Raw genomic sequence first — 15,150 nt, 5'->3', positions numbered from 1 at the left:
ACTCATGAGCGAAGCGATCAAGCCAAAAGGGAAGCCGGAATTGGTGCTGGAGACAAGTCGCTTAGTGATGCGTCCTTTGGGAGCCGAACACCTGAATGACTTAGTTCGGATTTATTCGGATGAGGAGGTCGCCAGATACATCGGCGGTGCAGCGCTCGATGAGCCGGGGACTAGGGCACAACTGGAGAAGTTTGCCGCGGAATGGGGCAAGAGGGGAGTGGGACAGAGCGCCGTTTTTGAAAAATCCAGCGCTCGAATGATTGGCCGGATCGGACTGCATTACTGGGATCTTTGGGACGAACTCGAAATTGGCTACGTCTTGGAAAGCGGCGCTCAGGGCAAAGGGTATGCCGCCGAAGGTGCTGGCTGCTGGCTTGACTGGGCGGTCGAAAATCTCGAAACAGAGTATTTGACCGCCGTGATCCATCCCGATAACGCCCCTAGTGCGAAAGTTGCCGGGAGGCTTGGCTTCGAATTCTCCAGAAGAGACCTGACGCCTAGTGCGGTGGCTGTGGATATTTATCGCAAGAACCTGCGCTGAGCATCCCTCATAGCTTGGCGATGAGATTATTCTCCAATAAGTCCGTCGATTGATTCCCTGATCAGATCGGCGTGACCATTATGTCGGGCATACTCCTCGATGAGGTGGACCAGGATCCACCTCAGGCTTGGAGCCCGGCCATCCGGCCAGGTTCGTTTTGCCGGCTGGCTCAGACCGCCGTCGTCTATTGCTTGGTTAATGGCGATCCGGGAGCGAGACACGGAAGTCTGCCACAGTGTTCTCAACTTCTCGGGTGCATCCTGGGCAGCCGAATTCCATTCCCAGTCGGGATCAGCGTCCCAATCAACGGCGTTCCATGGCGCCAGGGGAGCGATGCCTAGCAGCGAAGTGGAAGACCAGTAATCTTCCACGTAGGCCAGATGTTTGAGCATTCCGCCAAGGGTCATTGCAGAGGCAGCAGCGGTGACATTCAAGCTCGCAGCATCCAAGCCGGAGCACTTCCAGGTGAACGTGGCGCGCTGATAGTCCAGAAAGCCGAGAAGGGTGGCAGCTTCGCCCGCCGCCAACGGTGGTTCGGGGCGACCTTGTTCATCCAGAGAGGTCATAGCTGCTCGGCATCCGTGAAGTCGATGCGCATCACGAAGCGACGGGGACTGGGATGGCTTACTTCGGTGAACCCGGCATCGGCAAATACATTGCGACTGCCAACGTGAAGCTCACCCCAGGTAATCTCCTGACCAGGATGGGTGATCATGGTGTACGCCTCGAGTGCCCTGGCACCACGATTCCTAGCAAAATCGATACTGGCTCGGGCTAGGGCATAAGTAACTCCACGTTTACGGAAACCCTTGCGGGTGACGAAGCACGTAACGCACCAGATCGACTCATCTGTCTTGTCCTCATCACGGCCTGTCCATGGAGTGCGAGTCAAAAGCAAACGGAGGTAGGCGGTGCGGGGTTCGATGGCACACCAGCCGACCGGTTCCTCGTCGAGATAAGCCACTAGGCCGCTGGTATACGGGGAGCCTGGATTGTCACAGGCGCTCTGCTCACGCAATCGCTGAGCACGCTCGGACTGAGGAACCGTTTTCCATTGTGAGTCTCGGGTCTTATAGTGCTGGCAATAACACCTGCCGGGATAATCTGCAGTGCCGAAAATTGCCAACAGATCCTCCCACGATGCCTGGTTGGCAGGGAGGACTCGGAACTTATTCACCTCAAGGTATTCGGTAACTTCGGTTTTCATACCAACCCTGCCTGCTTGGTTCGGTGGCAATCTGGGCTATTGCCTATGCCTATGAACGGGACATTAGCATCCATTGAGGACAACTACGGTCCGCTACTTGCCGTCATCCCTTGAACTGTCGATATTGGATGGTGGCCGGGACCCTTCAGCGCGGAGTAAAGTTTTGCCGCCAATTGTGCAAACTTATGATTATTTCTCCTTGACTTTAATCATTATTAAGCAATACGATCAATTCACTGTGATGCGGGTCACAGACTGACCGACTGCAACTATCCGGAGTTCGGATACATAGAAGTACCGAAATGGACCATTTCGTGGCGCGCAGTGAAGTTATCCATTGCTGCGACCGGGTACGGCCCAGCTCTTTCATGAAGCTGCAATTCTGACCGTAGTAGGAGAACTCATGTCTTATCGATCCAAAATTCGTAGATCAGTAGCCCTGGGAGGCGCTCTAGCGCTCACCTCGGGGCTACTACTTGCCACAGCTCCGCTAAGTGCCAGTGCCGTGCTGCCGGCGAGCAATTACAAGGTCACCATGGGAGCGCTGAGCGACATTCCCCACACTGGGGATACCCCGGCTGGCTCCTACATCGACAAGGACGGTACCTACTACGCCCAGCTTGCAGCTGCGCTCTACGGTCCGAATGATCCGCGGTGGTGGAGATTCTCTTCAGGCGGAAACTTCAACACCTCCACCGATAACAGCACGATCAACTCGATGCCGGATAACGCGAACACCACTACTCGCTGCAATACCAGCCCCACCGGTCTCGAGGCCAGCCCGAATCCTGCAAACGCGAGCGATCAGCGCAACTACTGCGACCTGATGGGAGTATGGGTCGATCCCGATACCGGAGATTGGTACGGGCTGGTGCACAACGAATTCACCATGTCACCTTTTGGCGAGGGTATGCACTACGACGCAATTGACTACGCGGTCTCCACCAATCAAGGCAAGGATTGGACGATCAAGGCGCACATACTCACCTCTCCTTACAGCACAACCCGTAATGACACCTCAGCCTTCCCGCAGCAGACCTATTACTACGGCGAAGGTGATCCACGACTCTATGTCGATACCGCCTCCGGATACTTCTACGTCTACTACAACTCGCGGTCCATCCAGAAGCCTGGAGTCTCCGGCACAGCGTGGAATAACTTCGAGCACGTTGCGAGAGCGCCGATGTCGGCAAAATTTGCTCCCAGTTCCTGGAACAAGTGGTACAACGGCTCTTGGTCGCAACCGGGCATCGGGGGTAAGGAAAGCAATATGGTCCCGGTTGATGCCGCCCATCCGACCGGCTATACCCCGGTGGACAAGGAATACAACCCGGCAAATCCGGGGAGCAACGATCAGCAGGTAGCGGCTGGCACCATGCCATCGAGATCCCCGCTCAACACGATGAATATCATCTACGATGCCTATCTTGGCTTGTATATCGGTGAACCCGAAGTGCTTGATCAGAACGTCGGTGCTCCTCAGCAGTTTTACGCTACCGACAATCTGGTGACTCAGAAATGGTCACTGATCGGCGATACCGGAAGCTTCAAGACGGCGTCCTGGTACCGCTGGATGCTTGATGCGGCCAATCTGACTAATCCATACATCACCGGAAAGAACTTCCAGTCCTATTTCCTCTATGGTGGACAACCAGGGGGACAGGCAACGATGTCCATTGAGCAGAACCAGATGCCCGAGCAGCCGGCGAACGTGCTGCCGGTGGATCAGAACAAGAACTACCAGATTAGTGCTGGCAACAATAGAGTCTTGTCGGCAGTGGGTGTCACTTCGGCAACTACCTCCACCGCCGGCTCGACCGGTTCTGGATTGGACTCATGGAAGTTCGTCTACGGTGCAAGCGAGGGTACTTACACCATCGTTAATTCAGCCACGGGCCGGGTTCTTTCGGTGGCATCTGGAACCACCGCTGCTCGTGCCTGGGGTGCAGCGCCGATCACGACGGTGAGCTGCGGTGCTCCAGCGGTGACTCAGCAGTGGTTCATCGTTGCCAATACCGACCCGGCTACCGGCAATGCAACAGGTAGCTATCACCTGGTCAACAGGTATAGCGGCTTGGTGCTTGCGCTCTCAGACGCGGCGGGTAGGCTCTCCGAAACCACCCCGACTAGGGCTTGGACCAACGGTACCGGGAACGCCGTGGGCGGCACTCGGACCGGGGCGGAGCAGACGCTTTCATTCACGGAGGCTGGGCAGCCTGCCATTGATTTGGCTCTAGGCAAGCCGACGACGGCTTCCTCCTCAGAGGTGAAAGCCGGGCAGATATTAACTGCCAATATGGCCACTGATGGGAACCTCAGCACCCGTTGGTCCAGTGCCTCTGCGGACCCGCAGTGGTTACAGGTCGACCTCGGTTCGGTGCAATCTATTGGGCGAGTCAAGCTGAGTTGGGAGTATGCCTATGGCAAGGCCTATCAGATTCAGACCTCTAATGATGGGGTGAACTGGAGCACTATCTATTCCACGGGCGCCGGAGTTGGTGGGGTGCAGGACCTGAAGAATCTGACCGGAACGGGCCGTTATGTGCGGATGTATGGCACGACGCGCGGCACCCCCTACGGTTATTCCCTGTGGGGATTCGAGGTCTACGCCCCGGCAGATCTTGCAGCAGGTCGGCCGACCACGGCCTCCTCGGTGCAGTCGGGTACTAGCTACACTCCGGATCTAGCAACTGATGGGAAATCAAATACCCGTTGGTCGAGTGCCCCTTCGGATTCGCAGTGGTTGCAGGTTGACCTGGGCTCGATTCAAGCCATCTGTGAAGTGAAGCTGAGTTGGGAGTCTGCCTATGCCAAGGCTTACCAAGTCCAGACCTCTAATGATGGAACTAACTGGGCCACGGTCTACATGACGGGCAACGGTGCCGGGGGAGTGGAGGACCTCAAGAGTCTGAATGGCTGGGGTCGGTATGTGCGGATGATTGGTTCGACCCGCGCCACCGGCTACGGTTATTCACTCTGGTCCTTTGAGGTCTATCGCTCTTAGAAACCGCCGCAATGGTAGCGGGCTCTGTGGAACATGCTCTTTGATCATCGTTCCGCAGAGCCCAGCCTGTGTCCGCAGCGAGGACCTCAACCTTTGGCTTGACAGCTCAGTCTCCTTTTGCGGGCGTTCTATGACTTGAAGTTAGTAGCCTGGAGATCATGTCCGATTTGTGCCCCCCCTGAGAAAGACTCTCTGGATGGGGCAATGCGGATGGCGTCTAATCCAAGCCAGCCAGACCGCTGGGTGAAAGAGCCTGTCTCAATTTCTGTTTGTCTAGCAAGCCGCGTTCCGTCACGAGCGCTGCGATTGTCCTGTTGTTAGCCAGTGCCTCCTTCGCCAATTCTGCAGCTGCTGTATAGCCAATGAGCGGGGCGAGACCGGTGACAACACTGATGGACTCAAGCATGCGCTTCTGGAGCACAGGGGTGTTTGCGCTGATGCCATCGACGCAATGAGTACGTAGTTGACGGCATGCGGCGGTGAGCCAAGCGAGGGACTCTAGAAGCGCGTCGGCAATAACAGGTTCAAAGGCGTTGAGCTGAAGCTGCCCAGCTTCGACAGCCATGGTTATTGTGGCGTCAGCGCCGATGACTCGGAAGGCAACCTGATTGACCATTTCCGGGATCACCGGATTGACCTTGCCAGGCATTATGGACGATCCCGCTTGGACCGCCGGTAAAAAGATTTCGCCAAATCCGGTTTGTGGTCCGGAGGAGAGCAGACGAAGATCGTTGCAGATTTTGGAGAGTTTTACGGACGCCCTTTTCAGCACGCCGGAAACGAGCATGAACACCCCGGTGTCACTGGTGGCTTCAACCAGGTCAGCCGCAGAGACGAGTTGCAAACCCGCAAGGGCATTCAGCTCTTCAAAAATAGACTCACGGTAGCCAGGCGGGGCGGTGATTCCAGTGCCAATAGCGGTGGCTCCGAGATTGGACTCGCGGAGATGGGGCAAAAGCTCCAGGAGGCGATGCCTGTCTTCCCGAAGAGTCACGGCGAAGGCTCCGAACTCCTGGCCCAGCGTCATGGGTACGGCGTCTTGTAGTTGAGTCCGCCCGACCTTAATGATGCTCGCGAATTCCTCAGCCTTGGCTGCGAAAGCGTTGCTGAGTCGTTCATGTTCTGCACAAAAGACGGTCAGCTCGAGCTGCAGCGCTATTTTGATGGCGGTTGGATAGGTGTCGTTGGTCGACTGGCTGTGGTTCACGTCATCAATAGGGTGCAAAGCTGAATAGTTGCCCTTGGTTAGACCCATCAGTTCCAGTCCGCGGTTGGCTATCACCTCGTTCACATTCATATTGGTGCTGGTCCCCGCGCCGCCTTGAATTCTGTCCACCACAAAGTGCTCGTCGAGGGATCCTTCCATAACTTCGCGGGCGGCCACCTGAATGGCCGCCGATCGATCTGGTTTCAGAAATCCGAGCTTTTCATTGGACCTGGCGGCAGCGCACTTTATTGCGCCGAAGCCCCATAGCAGGGATCGCATACTCCCGATCGTGCGTCCGCTCACAGGAAAGTTCTCTATTGCACGAAGAGTGCTAATGCCCCAGTACGCATCGGCGGGAACCTCTCGATCTCCCAGGCTGTCATGTTCCCATCGGAGGTTAGCTTGCGATGACTCTTGCTTGGTCATGGTCTGGATAACCTCTCCGAGCTGTCGGGCTTTTCCCATAATTGCGACTGCGGCTAGCCAAGGGAGCGGCTGTCTGATTTCACCCTCCCGCCTCTATAAGAATCTGTCCAGTCGTTATTTTCGAACTCTTGCATCTGAAGAATTGAGGAATCAGCTAGAGCGCAGCCGCGGTCCTGAGCTCCTCAGCTAGCAACGATTTAAGGAACTCTTGTTCACACTTGCCGAGGGGGTGTTCCTGGTGGTCCGCTAGCGGCGTGAATTAACTTCCATGTTCGGGAGGAAAAACTTCTTTTTGGCTTCGCTGAGCGGCAAGTAAGCGCCCGATGAGCGCGGTTCCGGGTCCGGCGGTGCCGCCCGGCCCCGCCGTCGCCGCGACGTTTTCTGCGCTAAGCGCCTCCGCGCAGCAGCTACAGGCAACCACAGCCTGGATGGGGCCACATTCTCCATGTTCAAAGATAATGGGTGGGCCTCCGGGGCTGGGCTCCCAACGATCACCCCACTGCGCCAAGACGGCGAGAAGCGGGACAAGTTCGGCGCCTTTCTCGGTGAGTAGGTAGTCAAAGCGGTCGGGGCCGGAAGCGTAAAGCTGTTTCTTCAGGATCTGCGCTTCGACAAGTTCGCTCAGCCGCCGGCTGAGCACTCTTCTAGTTATGCCGAGATCCGCGACGTAATCATCGAAACGATTCACACCGAGGTAGGTGTCCCGGACGATGAGCCAGGACCAAGCGTCCGAGAGCACGTTGACGGTCCTGGCAATTGAGCAGCTGACCTCGTCGAGAGGGGTTCGTGTCATGTCTACTAGTAAAACGAGTATCTTTAAGCAACTCAATACAGTAGCCTGACAATTATCGCCGAAGATCCTAGATTGCAACCTTGGAGTCCGATATGGCTAAACAGGAACTCAAGCTCAACACCCAGGCTCCGAATACCCTTGATGGGCGTCAGGTTCGGGCTTTGGCATTCATGCCCGCCCGGGAAGCCTTACTCGATCAGCTACTCGGGGATTTCTCGTCGAGTTCCCGGCGTGCGCTGGTGGTGGGTGGGGGATATTCGCCGCTTGCGCAGGCTCTTCTCGATCGAGGTTTTGAGACGACGGTGGTCGATCCCTCCGAAGAAGCGGTCGAGATTGCCCGATCGCTCACTCCGGGTGCGCGATTCATGGTCGCCCCTTCGGTCACAATAGACCCTTCTTTGGGGGACTTTGACCTCGTCTATTGCGCCGATACCTTGGAAACCCATGATCACCTTGATCAGATGATGGGTCAGCTGGCGAAAGCTCTTGCTCCGGGTGGGTGGTTAATCCTTGATACCGTCGCCGATACCGTGATTGCAAAATTCATCTATCTGCTTGCTTTCCAACGCTTGCCATTCAGCAAGATCATGCCCTCACCTCGATATGCCGCCTCGCGGTTGAGGAATCCGGAGGCTATTCGGCTGGCCTTACGAAATGCTGAGCTCTCACTTGAAAAGATCATTGGTTTTGAACCGGCATCCATTGGAGCCCTGGTGAGCACGGTGCTCAAACGTCGCTCGGGGCGAATTTCAGACCGGGAGATTCCCGCCGCCTCCGGGTTCAAGTTGAGCGACGAAGCTCACCCACCTGTGGTTACCTATTTCGCCGTCGCACATAAGGACGCTTAGCAGCTGCGGAAGCCCCGGCCTCACTTGTTGAAGGTGCGGCGGCGATCGAAATGTGATTGTTGGAGGCTTGGTGCAATCACTTTGAGCTTCAACAGCGGGATGAGGTCTGTCAGCTTACGCAGGGTTTTTGGCTGATCGGAGCCCTCCCTGTCAAGGTGCATGGCCTGAAGGCCAGCGTCTCGTGCCCCTTCAATATCCACACGGAAGTTGTCTCCGATATAAAGTACTTGGCCTGGGGAGAGGAACAGGCTCTCGCAGGGCAGGATGAATGCTGAACTTTCCGGTTTGGCGTGGCCCATTTGTTCAGAACTAGAGAACAGATCTAAGAGTGGTTCGATGCCGATCCTACTGATCTTCATCGCTTGTTGCTCGTGGTTGCCGTTGGTCACGACGCCAACGGTGATGCCTGAATCTCGCAGACATTGCAGAGTTGGTACCGCATCTGGAAATGCTGCCCACGCATCCTCATAACTTTGCAGATAGTTGGCGAACATTTCGTCAAGCTCGGTGTCCCCAACCGGACCAGGATGCTCTATCAAGGGAAGGAACTGGCGGAGTCGTTCGCGGCGCTGTTCCTGAAAATTGAGTTCACCTGATAGAAAACGGTCGTAGTTGGCCTGTTCAATCTCAAACCACAAATGCGTAAGTTTCGGTGTAAGTTCAAGCCCGAAACTCCGAACGAAAGTCTCCAAGCCACCACGGGCAGATGTCAGGTGGTCGAACAGAGTGTTGTCCAGATCGAATAGAACGGCTCGAATGTCCATACACCCAGGCTAGCCGTCGTCGCACTTCATCTTTTGAGAACTTTCAGCTTTCTCAATGCCAAGCCAATTGTCCCGCGGAGTGCCCCGTTGCGGGAGATGCCAGGGGTGATTCGGTGGGGTCGGTCGATTCAGATTAACCGTGGGGTGATGGCCTCTTCCAAGTAGCCACAGTCAGAAGTTGGCTGTACCGTCCAGGCCCTTGCGCCGGCACGGATCGAGACCGCCTCATTCATCTTGGTTCCGACGTAGTGCAGGCCTACGCCATCCTCAGTGGCATAGCCACCGCCTAGCGTCTTGCTAGCGACCATGCCACGATAGGCCTCCTTGCGGGGTTGGTCACGGAAGTCGTCATGTACTCCATTGCTGAACGGCAAGAGCCCCAGCCCTTGGTCAAACGGAGCCAATGTATCACCGAAAGAATCGGTCGGGCCGCCTGTGTGCCAGCAGATACTTCCCGCACTTGCCCCAGCCAGCACTACACCGTTTTGCCAACATTCGCGCATGACTTTATCGACGCCGTGAACCCGCCAGACCGCCATGAGATTCGCGACGCTCCCACCCTCAACCAGGATGACGTCCTGAGTCAGGAGATGGTCGCGTATGTCGGGCACATTCGGCTGATTGAACAGTGTCAGTACGCTGAATGCAACATCCGGACGGAGCTCCGCGAACTCTTTCGACTTGGCCTGGACCGCCACGGGCGAGTCGCCAACTGCCGTGGGGACGTAACACACCCTCTGGCCGGATTCCTTGCCCGAGAGCCCAAGCGCATAATCCGTCAAATCAGCGTTCGTACGGGTGTCACCACTGGATTGTAGAATTCCGGAGAAAGCAAAGATCTGACTGCCGCTAGTCGCCATCGTACGAACAATACACGCGATATATGTCTTCAAATCTTGATTGTCCCGCAGAGGTTCCATTGGGGGGAGGTGGCAGGCATCATGTGAGGGGTCCATCGATTCAGATCAACCGTGGAGTGATGTCCTTTTGGTCGATAGTTGCCTGCTCACATCGGGATGCCAGGGTTATCTACGAAAGAGCCGGCTATAAACCATGCGAAGAGCAGCAGGGCACCCGAAGCTACCTATAGCCAAGGCGCGGATCGAATGCTGGTCGTGCCAGCATCGACAGGTAGCCCTAAGAGCGAATTAGCCTGTTCCTTGTTTCCTTGGAGTGATCGAAGCTATAAGCCCACCAATCCTCGTTAGATCTATTAGTGCCTCGATAGCCTGGGAATCCGCCTAACGCTTTACAGGACAGGCAAGTAGGGGCGCGCCTGGACGTGCTGCCGAATATTCGTCATTGTTACGACCCATCTTGGGAAGCGTAATTCGAGTTTGGTGCGGTTGCGGTACATTGCTCGAGTGACTTTTTCATCTGAATCCGTAGATACTCCTATAAACACAATGCAACCTCCGTTGTGGGCACCCTACTATGGGGCGAACATGGGAACCGCGGTGAAGCGATTCTGGAAGAAGTACGCAACATTCTCGGGGAGAGCGAGTCTCAGCGAGTACTGGATGGCCGTGCTCTTCAACGCACTCGTTTACTTCGTGCTCTTTGCATTGCTCTACACATTCCTCTTTCTCGGTTCGAGCAACGAAGACTCCGGCCACTCCAGCCCGGGTCCGCTCTTTCCGATCTTCCCGTTCCTTGTTGTGGGATGGTACTTGGCGACGCTGATCCCCACACTTGCAATTACCTGGCGCCGTTTGCATGACACTGGGCGATCCGGCGGGTTCTACTTCCTGCTGGGCATTCCGTTCGTGGGCGGGCTCATCGTGCTCGTTCTGCTGGCCCTGTCACCGGAACCTTCCGGTGCACGTTTTGACCGAGCAAGGTAGGGCCGAGCCAACGGGAACAAGCGGCTCTTGGCGCTGTCACTCGGACGGCACCATGCCATGACTGGCAAAGCTCATTCCTCGAGGGTCCTGCAGATTTTTACGCAGCCACGGCGATCAACCAAGGGGGATGTTCGCTAGGCCTCCCATCAATGATTACTTATGTTCTTGGAGACCAAACCCAGGGGGTAGTGGTGGTGACCTTCTGAAATCCGAGGCGTTGCAGAATGGGGCTGCTGGCGTCCGATGCGTCCACGACCAGGTACTTCATTCTCAGGCTGACGGCAATCTGTGCGCGGCGGGCAACAAGCGCCCGGTAAATGCCTTTGCCGCGCCACTGTTTGAGGGTGGATCCACCCCACAATCCGCCAAATTCAGTTCCGGGCAAGCCCACTAGCCACGCTGCAGAAACAACCTGACCGTCTGCCTCTGCAATCAGGACGGCTACGTCATCTGGGGAGGTCTCGCAGCGGCTCGCTAAATCCTCAGCTAGCCAGGACCAATCCTTGCCCCAAACCTCAGATTCCATGTAGGCGATCCGGTCGAAATCCTTGCGGGCAGTGGTTTCTCGGATGATTACACCATGCGGGGGCTCAGCGTCCGTGGCTAGCTCTGCTGCATTACCAATGACAACAGTTTCTGTTTCTTCTGGGTTGAAGCCTGCCAGTCTCAATCGTGCGGGCAAGTCGGGGCGATCGTGTCCATATGTTTTCCATTCGACAGCTTCACCGCGCTTGCTGAAGTAGTCACGTAGCCTTTGGATGAGTAAATCCAGTTCTGTAACGCTCAACCCCTCTAAGTCTTTCGCAAAGGCGATTCCTTGCGCTGGAGTCGTTACCCGCAATAGCGGGCCGTCCCATTGAGCAGTCCAAGTTAATGGCATCCTGACTTCAATGCTTCCGCGCACCTGGTCATCGTGAACTGCGAGTAAATCTCGGTGAGTATGCACTAGCCAATCCTGCCATCAGTAACAGTTCCGTAAGCGGGGTGGCAGTTGGTTCTTGATATTGTTACGGACACGGTGATACCAAATTCATCTAGCTAGTTGCTTTCCAGCGCTTGCCCGTTACCAAGTTCATACCTTTACCTATGTATGCCGCCGCCCTGGCGAATTTCAGACCGAGATCTTCTCGCCGCAGCAGGATTCAATCGGCCTCAGTCGCCGACGGTGCGCAAACGATCGAAATGTGTTTGTTGGAGTTTGGTCGCAGCCTGAAGGAATTCGACGACGATCTTGAGTTGGGTGGTGCTGAAGTGGGGGAGTAGGTCCTCCGCTGCCGCATTGATCAGCGGGCCGTAAAGCTCGTTGCTCTTTTGTACAGCAAGTTGAGTGGCGTGCACGATGAGTCGCCTTCGGTCCGTGGGGTGTGGGGCCCTGGCGACATAACCGGCATTCGTGAGGCGATCCAGCATAGTGGTCACGCTCCCAGTGGTTAAACCGAGCCGATTGGCCAGTATGGTCGGCGTCACGTCGGCCGAATCTGGCTCTAGGAGTACTTCCAGGCACCTCAGATCCGTCTCGTTGACGCCGAGAATCCGGGCTACTTCACGGTCAAAGTCTTGCACAGAGGCTTGGTAAGTCTGCATGGCAAGCCCCAAGGATGTGGACGCCACTGCCTTCTCCGCAGATTCGCTTGACATTCAAGCTACCTTTCCATCAAGATATATATTGACAATCAAGTTACATGATAGTCAAGTATTCAACTGCTGTCGCTCCGTCAGCTTCACGAGAGGTTTCATTATGACCCACGCTTTGATCATCGGTGCCGGTGTCGCCGGCCCCGTCCTCTCCATGGCTTTGAGCCGTGTGGGTATCGAGAATACGGTGTATGAGCGGGACCTCGCTGGCGCCGAGCAGCGCGGGTCCTGGCTCAGTTTTCAGGCCAACGGCATGGATGCACTTCGGGCGATTGATGCAGCGGATCCGGTAACGGAGCTGGGCTTCGAAGTTGAGACAATCAGTTTCGTGAACGGCAAGGGGCGCAGCCTAGGTCGTATGCCGATGGCCGCTCAGCGCAGCGATGGTCAACTCTCACTCATGATGCCGCGCTCGGATCTCTACGTTGCGCTCGGCCAGCTCGCGCGGGAACGCGGTGCAGACGTTCATTATGGTAAACAGCTGGTCAGGGTTGAAGAGCTAGCCGATGGGGGAGTGCGAGCGCATTTCTCCGATGGCACGAATGCGACGGGGGACCTGTTGATTGGCTGCGATGGGCTGCGCTCGCAAGTGCGAACACTTATTGATCCGCAGGCGCAAGCTCCCCGTTATGTCCCGGTGCTTAATACGGGAGGTTACATTCCGAACTTTCAGGTCGATGTTCCGCAGGGGGAATTCAGGATGCAGTTCGGCACCAGATCCTTCTTTGCCTGGGCGCCAACACCGGACGGCGGAACGGTCTGGTTTGCCAACCCGCCTATGCTCAAAGAGCCCGAACGTGGTGTTCTCTCCGATATGTCCGACGCCGAATGGAGACGGTGGCTCCATGAGCTGATGGAGGGTGACAGCGGGCCTGCGCATGAGATCATCGACGCCGCCCCCGGACCTCTGGTGGGCTGGGCTACCTACGATTTGCCCGCCGTCGAACACTGGCATAATGGCCGGAATCTGGTCATCATTGGTGACGCCGCGCACGCCGTATCGCCCTCGGCAGGGCAGGGCGCCTCGATGGCCCTGGAGGACGCCGTGGAGCTGGCTAAATGCCTGCGGGACTGCCCGGATCTGCCCTCCGCCTTCGAAACTTTCCAGGCTCTCCGCAAGGCGAGAACGGCGAAGATCGTCAAATATGGCCATCGCTCGTCCAACAGTAAGGCTGCGGGACCGGTTGCTCGGGTTATCCGTGATGCTCTCTTGCCGCTAATCTTTGGGCGGGCTGAAAAGGACGGTGGGAAATCCATGATGTGGCTCCAGGGACATCATATCGACTTCGATGAGGTTGTTACTCCGGTGCGATAACCGGCGGCAAATCGAGTGGACTGATACTTTCACCGCTCGAAAACACCGAGAATCAGGACGCTAGTTGTCCGGAAATGGTCTTAGAGTTTTAGTTATGACTATCGCACGCTTTCCGGTTGTTGTTCTTGACTGTCCTGACCCAAAGTCGCTTTCCGAATTTTACGGCGCTCTACTTGATTGGAAAGTCGAGCAAAGCGAGGACTGGTGCTCCGTCCGGGCCGACTATGGCGCTTCGATAGATTTTCAACAGGTCGAAAATTTCACGCCACCGCAATGGCCTGGTCAGGAGGTGCCGCAGCAAATACACCTTGACTTTACGGTTGATGATCTCGATGCTGCTGAGGTGGCCACGCTAGCGCTCGGTGCGACTAAACACGAGTACCAGCCCGGTACCTCGTTCCGGGTATTCCTGGACCCGGCTGGGCATCCGTTCTGTTTGTGTGTGGGCTAAAGAACTGCGTCAGGTGTTGTGACGCGGTTGGCGGGGGAGCAGCCGGCCTGAAGATGCGTTGTTGCCGAGGTGGCCGGAAAGGAAAAGGGCGTGAAAAAATACATACTCTTTGATCATGACGGTGTTTTAGTGGACACTGAATTCTGGTATTACAAAGCCGGAGAACGCGCCCTGGCAGATATTGGTGTGGCCTTGGATAAGGATCAATACTTGGAGGGTATGAGCCAAGGAGCGGGAACTTGGGATCAAGCCAGGGCGGCAGGGATCGACGAGTGGACCATCAGCAGACAGCGTGAGGTTCGCAATGATTATTATCAGGAATATCTGAGAACAGAAGTCATTGAGATTGAAGGCGTCGTTGAAACTCTTGCTGAACTGTCAAAATACGTTCGTATGGCGATTGTAACGACTGCGAAACGTATGGATTTTGAAATTATTCATGAAAAGCGTCAAATTAGACAATTCATGGATTTTGTTCTTGTTCGCGAGGACTATGATTTCGCTAAGCCGCATCCCGAACCGTACCTGACCGGCCTAAAACGCCTCGGCGCCAGCAAAGAAGAAACCCTGATTGTTGAGGATTCATCCAGAGGGCTGAAATCTGCCGTGGCAGCCGGTATTGACTGCGCCATCGTCTACAACGAATTTACGAGCTCACATGACTTTTCGCAGGCGACTCATCGAATCGAAACTTTGACCGAGCTGAAAGATATCGTCCTGAAGACTGCCTGAAGAAACAGGCGATCTCGGCTGAATCGCAATCCCAGGAGCAATGACAGTTAAACGCCGATAATCCACATTATGTAAAGTAAATTCTGTTGGACCACATCTAGGTGCGCTGCTCAGCCGCCCTTAGTCAAACTGAGAATTTTCGCAGTACTACTGAGAATCTACAGATTTCCATTCACATTCTCAGTAATGGTGAGAACCGTGAGGGAAGCTGGAGGGCTAACGTCCACACCTTTGAACGTTTCGGGTGAGTCTCTTGTTTCGGCTCGTCTGGATGACAGGTTTGTTAGTTTGCGAGTCTCCATTGATGTGGCTCGATCATCAGCGGAGGTAGCTCTTTCAGGCCGATAGTCTAGGTCACTAGCAGGAAGGTCAGTGGTATGTCT

At 55.6% G+C, this 15,150-nt stretch carries 15 protein-coding genes; 7 read left to right on the top strand and 8 right to left on the bottom strand.

The features are described from left to right. The first annotated feature begins 4 nt into the window (after positions 1 to 4). Positions 5 to 541 (top strand): GNAT family N-acetyltransferase, encoded by a 537-nt coding sequence (locus FHU41_RS03330; RefSeq protein WP_179388213.1) that lies wholly within the window; start codon positions 5 to 7, stop codon positions 539 to 541. A gap of 26 nt (positions 542 to 567) precedes the next feature. Here the strand turns inward: FHU41_RS03330 and FHU41_RS03325 are convergent, their stop codons facing one another. After that, complete coding sequence (locus tag FHU41_RS03325) at positions 568 to 1,107, bottom strand: DinB family protein (protein WP_179388212.1); 540 nt, start codon at positions 1,105 to 1,107, stop codon at positions 568 to 570. Next, entirely contained in the window at positions 1,104 to 1,748 is a 645-nt protein-coding gene (locus tag FHU41_RS03320; RefSeq protein WP_179388211.1) for a GNAT family N-acetyltransferase, read from the bottom strand. Before FHU41_RS03320 ends, FHU41_RS03325 begins: the two co-directional genes overlap by 4 nt. 403 nt (positions 1,749 to 2,151) lie before the next feature. Between FHU41_RS03320 and FHU41_RS14845 the strand changes: the two genes are divergently transcribed. Beyond that, entirely contained in the window at positions 2,152 to 4,752 is a 2,601-nt protein-coding gene (locus FHU41_RS14845; protein WP_218846918.1) for a discoidin domain-containing protein, read from the top strand. A 217-nt stretch (positions 4,753 to 4,969) separates the two neighbouring features. Here the strand turns inward: FHU41_RS14845 and FHU41_RS03305 are convergent, their stop codons facing one another. Continuing rightward, positions 4,970 to 6,385 carry an aspartate ammonia-lyase gene (locus tag FHU41_RS03305; protein ID WP_179388210.1) on the bottom strand — a complete coding sequence of 472 codons (1,416 nt, stop codon included), beginning with the start codon at positions 6,383 to 6,385 and terminating at the stop codon, positions 4,970 to 4,972. A gap of 259 nt (positions 6,386 to 6,644) precedes the next feature. Continuing rightward, on the bottom strand, positions 6,645 to 7,178 hold the full coding sequence (locus FHU41_RS03300; RefSeq protein ID WP_179388209.1) for a winged helix-turn-helix transcriptional regulator: 534 nt from the start codon (positions 7,176 to 7,178) through the stop codon (positions 6,645 to 6,647). 92 nt (positions 7,179 to 7,270) lie between these two features. On the opposite strand from FHU41_RS03300, the gene FHU41_RS03295 reads away from it, so the two are divergent. Further along, positions 7,271 to 8,026, top strand: coding sequence for a class I SAM-dependent methyltransferase (locus FHU41_RS03295; RefSeq protein WP_179388208.1), 756 nt, complete (start codon positions 7,271 to 7,273; stop codon positions 8,024 to 8,026). A 20-nt stretch (positions 8,027 to 8,046) separates the two neighbouring features. On the opposite strand, the gene FHU41_RS03290 is transcribed toward FHU41_RS03295, so the two are convergent. Together FHU41_RS03290 and FHU41_RS03285 are read right to left on the bottom strand one after the other, a co-directional pair. Continuing rightward, complete coding sequence (locus tag FHU41_RS03290; RefSeq protein ID WP_179388207.1) at positions 8,047 to 8,790, bottom strand: HAD family hydrolase; 744 nt, start codon at positions 8,788 to 8,790, stop codon at positions 8,047 to 8,049. 128 nt (positions 8,791 to 8,918) lie between these two features. Next, complete coding sequence (locus FHU41_RS03285; protein ID WP_179388206.1) at positions 8,919 to 9,650, bottom strand: Type 1 glutamine amidotransferase-like domain-containing protein; 732 nt, start codon at positions 9,648 to 9,650, stop codon at positions 8,919 to 8,921. Positions 9,651 to 10,235: 585 nt separating this feature from the next. Here FHU41_RS03285 and FHU41_RS03280 point away from each other — a divergent pair. Continuing rightward, the gene (locus FHU41_RS03280; protein ID WP_246279418.1) at positions 10,236 to 10,634 is read left to right on the top strand and encodes a DUF805 domain-containing protein; all 399 of its coding nucleotides are present in this window, start codon (positions 10,236 to 10,238) and stop codon (positions 10,632 to 10,634) included. A gap of 157 nt (positions 10,635 to 10,791) precedes the next feature. Here FHU41_RS03280 and FHU41_RS03275 read toward each other — a convergent pair whose 3' ends face one another. Then, positions 10,792 to 11,580: a GNAT family N-acetyltransferase gene (locus FHU41_RS03275; RefSeq protein ID WP_179388205.1), complete on the bottom strand. Its 789-nt coding sequence runs from the start codon at positions 11,578 to 11,580 to the stop codon at positions 10,792 to 10,794. 206 nt (positions 11,581 to 11,786) lie between these two features. Continuing rightward, positions 11,787 to 12,272, bottom strand: a complete 486-nt coding sequence (locus FHU41_RS03270; protein WP_179388204.1) for a MarR family winged helix-turn-helix transcriptional regulator — start codon at positions 12,270 to 12,272, stop codon at positions 11,787 to 11,789. 100 nt (positions 12,273 to 12,372) lie between these two features. Between FHU41_RS03270 and FHU41_RS03265 the strand changes: the two genes are divergently transcribed. The 3 genes from FHU41_RS03265 to FHU41_RS03255 all read left to right on the top strand — a co-directional run bounded on the left by FHU41_RS03265 (position 12,373) and on the right by FHU41_RS03255 (position 14,767). Further along, on the top strand, positions 12,373 to 13,584 hold the full coding sequence (locus FHU41_RS03265) for an FAD-dependent oxidoreductase (RefSeq protein ID WP_179388203.1): 1,212 nt from the start codon (positions 12,373 to 12,375) through the stop codon (positions 13,582 to 13,584). A gap of 94 nt (positions 13,585 to 13,678) precedes the next feature. Beyond that, the gene (locus tag FHU41_RS03260) at positions 13,679 to 14,035 is read left to right on the top strand and encodes a VOC family protein (RefSeq protein ID WP_179388202.1); all 357 of its coding nucleotides are present in this window, start codon (positions 13,679 to 13,681) and stop codon (positions 14,033 to 14,035) included. 90 nt (positions 14,036 to 14,125) lie between these two features. Then, complete coding sequence (locus FHU41_RS03255; RefSeq protein ID WP_179388201.1) at positions 14,126 to 14,767, top strand: HAD-IA family hydrolase; 642 nt, start codon at positions 14,126 to 14,128, stop codon at positions 14,765 to 14,767. The last annotated feature ends 383 nt before the right edge of the window (positions 14,768 to 15,150 follow it).

The sequence above is a fragment of the Psychromicrobium silvestre genome (assembly GCF_013408295.1).
GTDB lineage: Bacteria > Actinomycetota > Actinomycetes > Actinomycetales > Micrococcaceae > Renibacterium > Renibacterium silvestre.
The sequence above is the reverse complement of the archived record's forward strand: the minus strand, read 5'-3'. Positions and strand labels throughout refer to the sequence as shown.

Excerpts from the sequence above, each read along its gene's own strand:
- FHU41_RS03330 (WP_179388213.1), top strand. The coding sequence starts at position 5 with ATGAGCGAAGCGATCAAGCCAAAAGGGAAGCCGGAATTGGTGCTGGAG.
- FHU41_RS03325 (WP_179388212.1), bottom strand. The coding sequence starts at position 1,107 with ATGACCTCTCTGGATGAACAAGGTCGCCCCGAACCACCGTTGGCGGCG.
- FHU41_RS03320 (WP_179388211.1), bottom strand. The coding sequence starts at position 1,748 with ATGAAAACCGAAGTTACCGAATACCTTGAGGTGAATAAGTTCCGAGTC.
- FHU41_RS14845 (WP_218846918.1), top strand. The coding sequence starts at position 2,152 with ATGTCTTATCGATCCAAAATTCGTAGATCAGTAGCCCTGGGAGGCGCT.
- FHU41_RS03305 (WP_179388210.1), bottom strand. The coding sequence starts at position 6,385 with ATGACCAAGCAAGAGTCATCGCAAGCTAACCTCCGATGGGAACATGAC.
- FHU41_RS03300 (WP_179388209.1), bottom strand. The coding sequence starts at position 7,178 with ATGACACGAACCCCTCTCGACGAGGTCAGCTGCTCAATTGCCAGGACC.
- FHU41_RS03295 (WP_179388208.1), top strand. The coding sequence starts at position 7,271 with ATGGCTAAACAGGAACTCAAGCTCAACACCCAGGCTCCGAATACCCTT.
- FHU41_RS03290 (WP_179388207.1), bottom strand. The coding sequence starts at position 8,790 with ATGGACATTCGAGCCGTTCTATTCGATCTGGACAACACTCTGTTCGAC.
- FHU41_RS03285 (WP_179388206.1), bottom strand. The coding sequence starts at position 9,650 with ATGGCGACTAGCGGCAGTCAGATCTTTGCTTTCTCCGGAATTCTACAA.
- FHU41_RS03280 (WP_246279418.1), top strand. The coding sequence starts at position 10,236 with ATGGGAACCGCGGTGAAGCGATTCTGGAAGAAGTACGCAACATTCTCG.
- FHU41_RS03270 (WP_179388204.1), bottom strand. The coding sequence starts at position 12,272 with ATGTCAAGCGAATCTGCGGAGAAGGCAGTGGCGTCCACATCCTTGGGG.
- FHU41_RS03265 (WP_179388203.1), top strand. The coding sequence starts at position 12,373 with ATGACCCACGCTTTGATCATCGGTGCCGGTGTCGCCGGCCCCGTCCTC.
- FHU41_RS03260 (WP_179388202.1), top strand. The coding sequence starts at position 13,679 with ATGACTATCGCACGCTTTCCGGTTGTTGTTCTTGACTGTCCTGACCCA.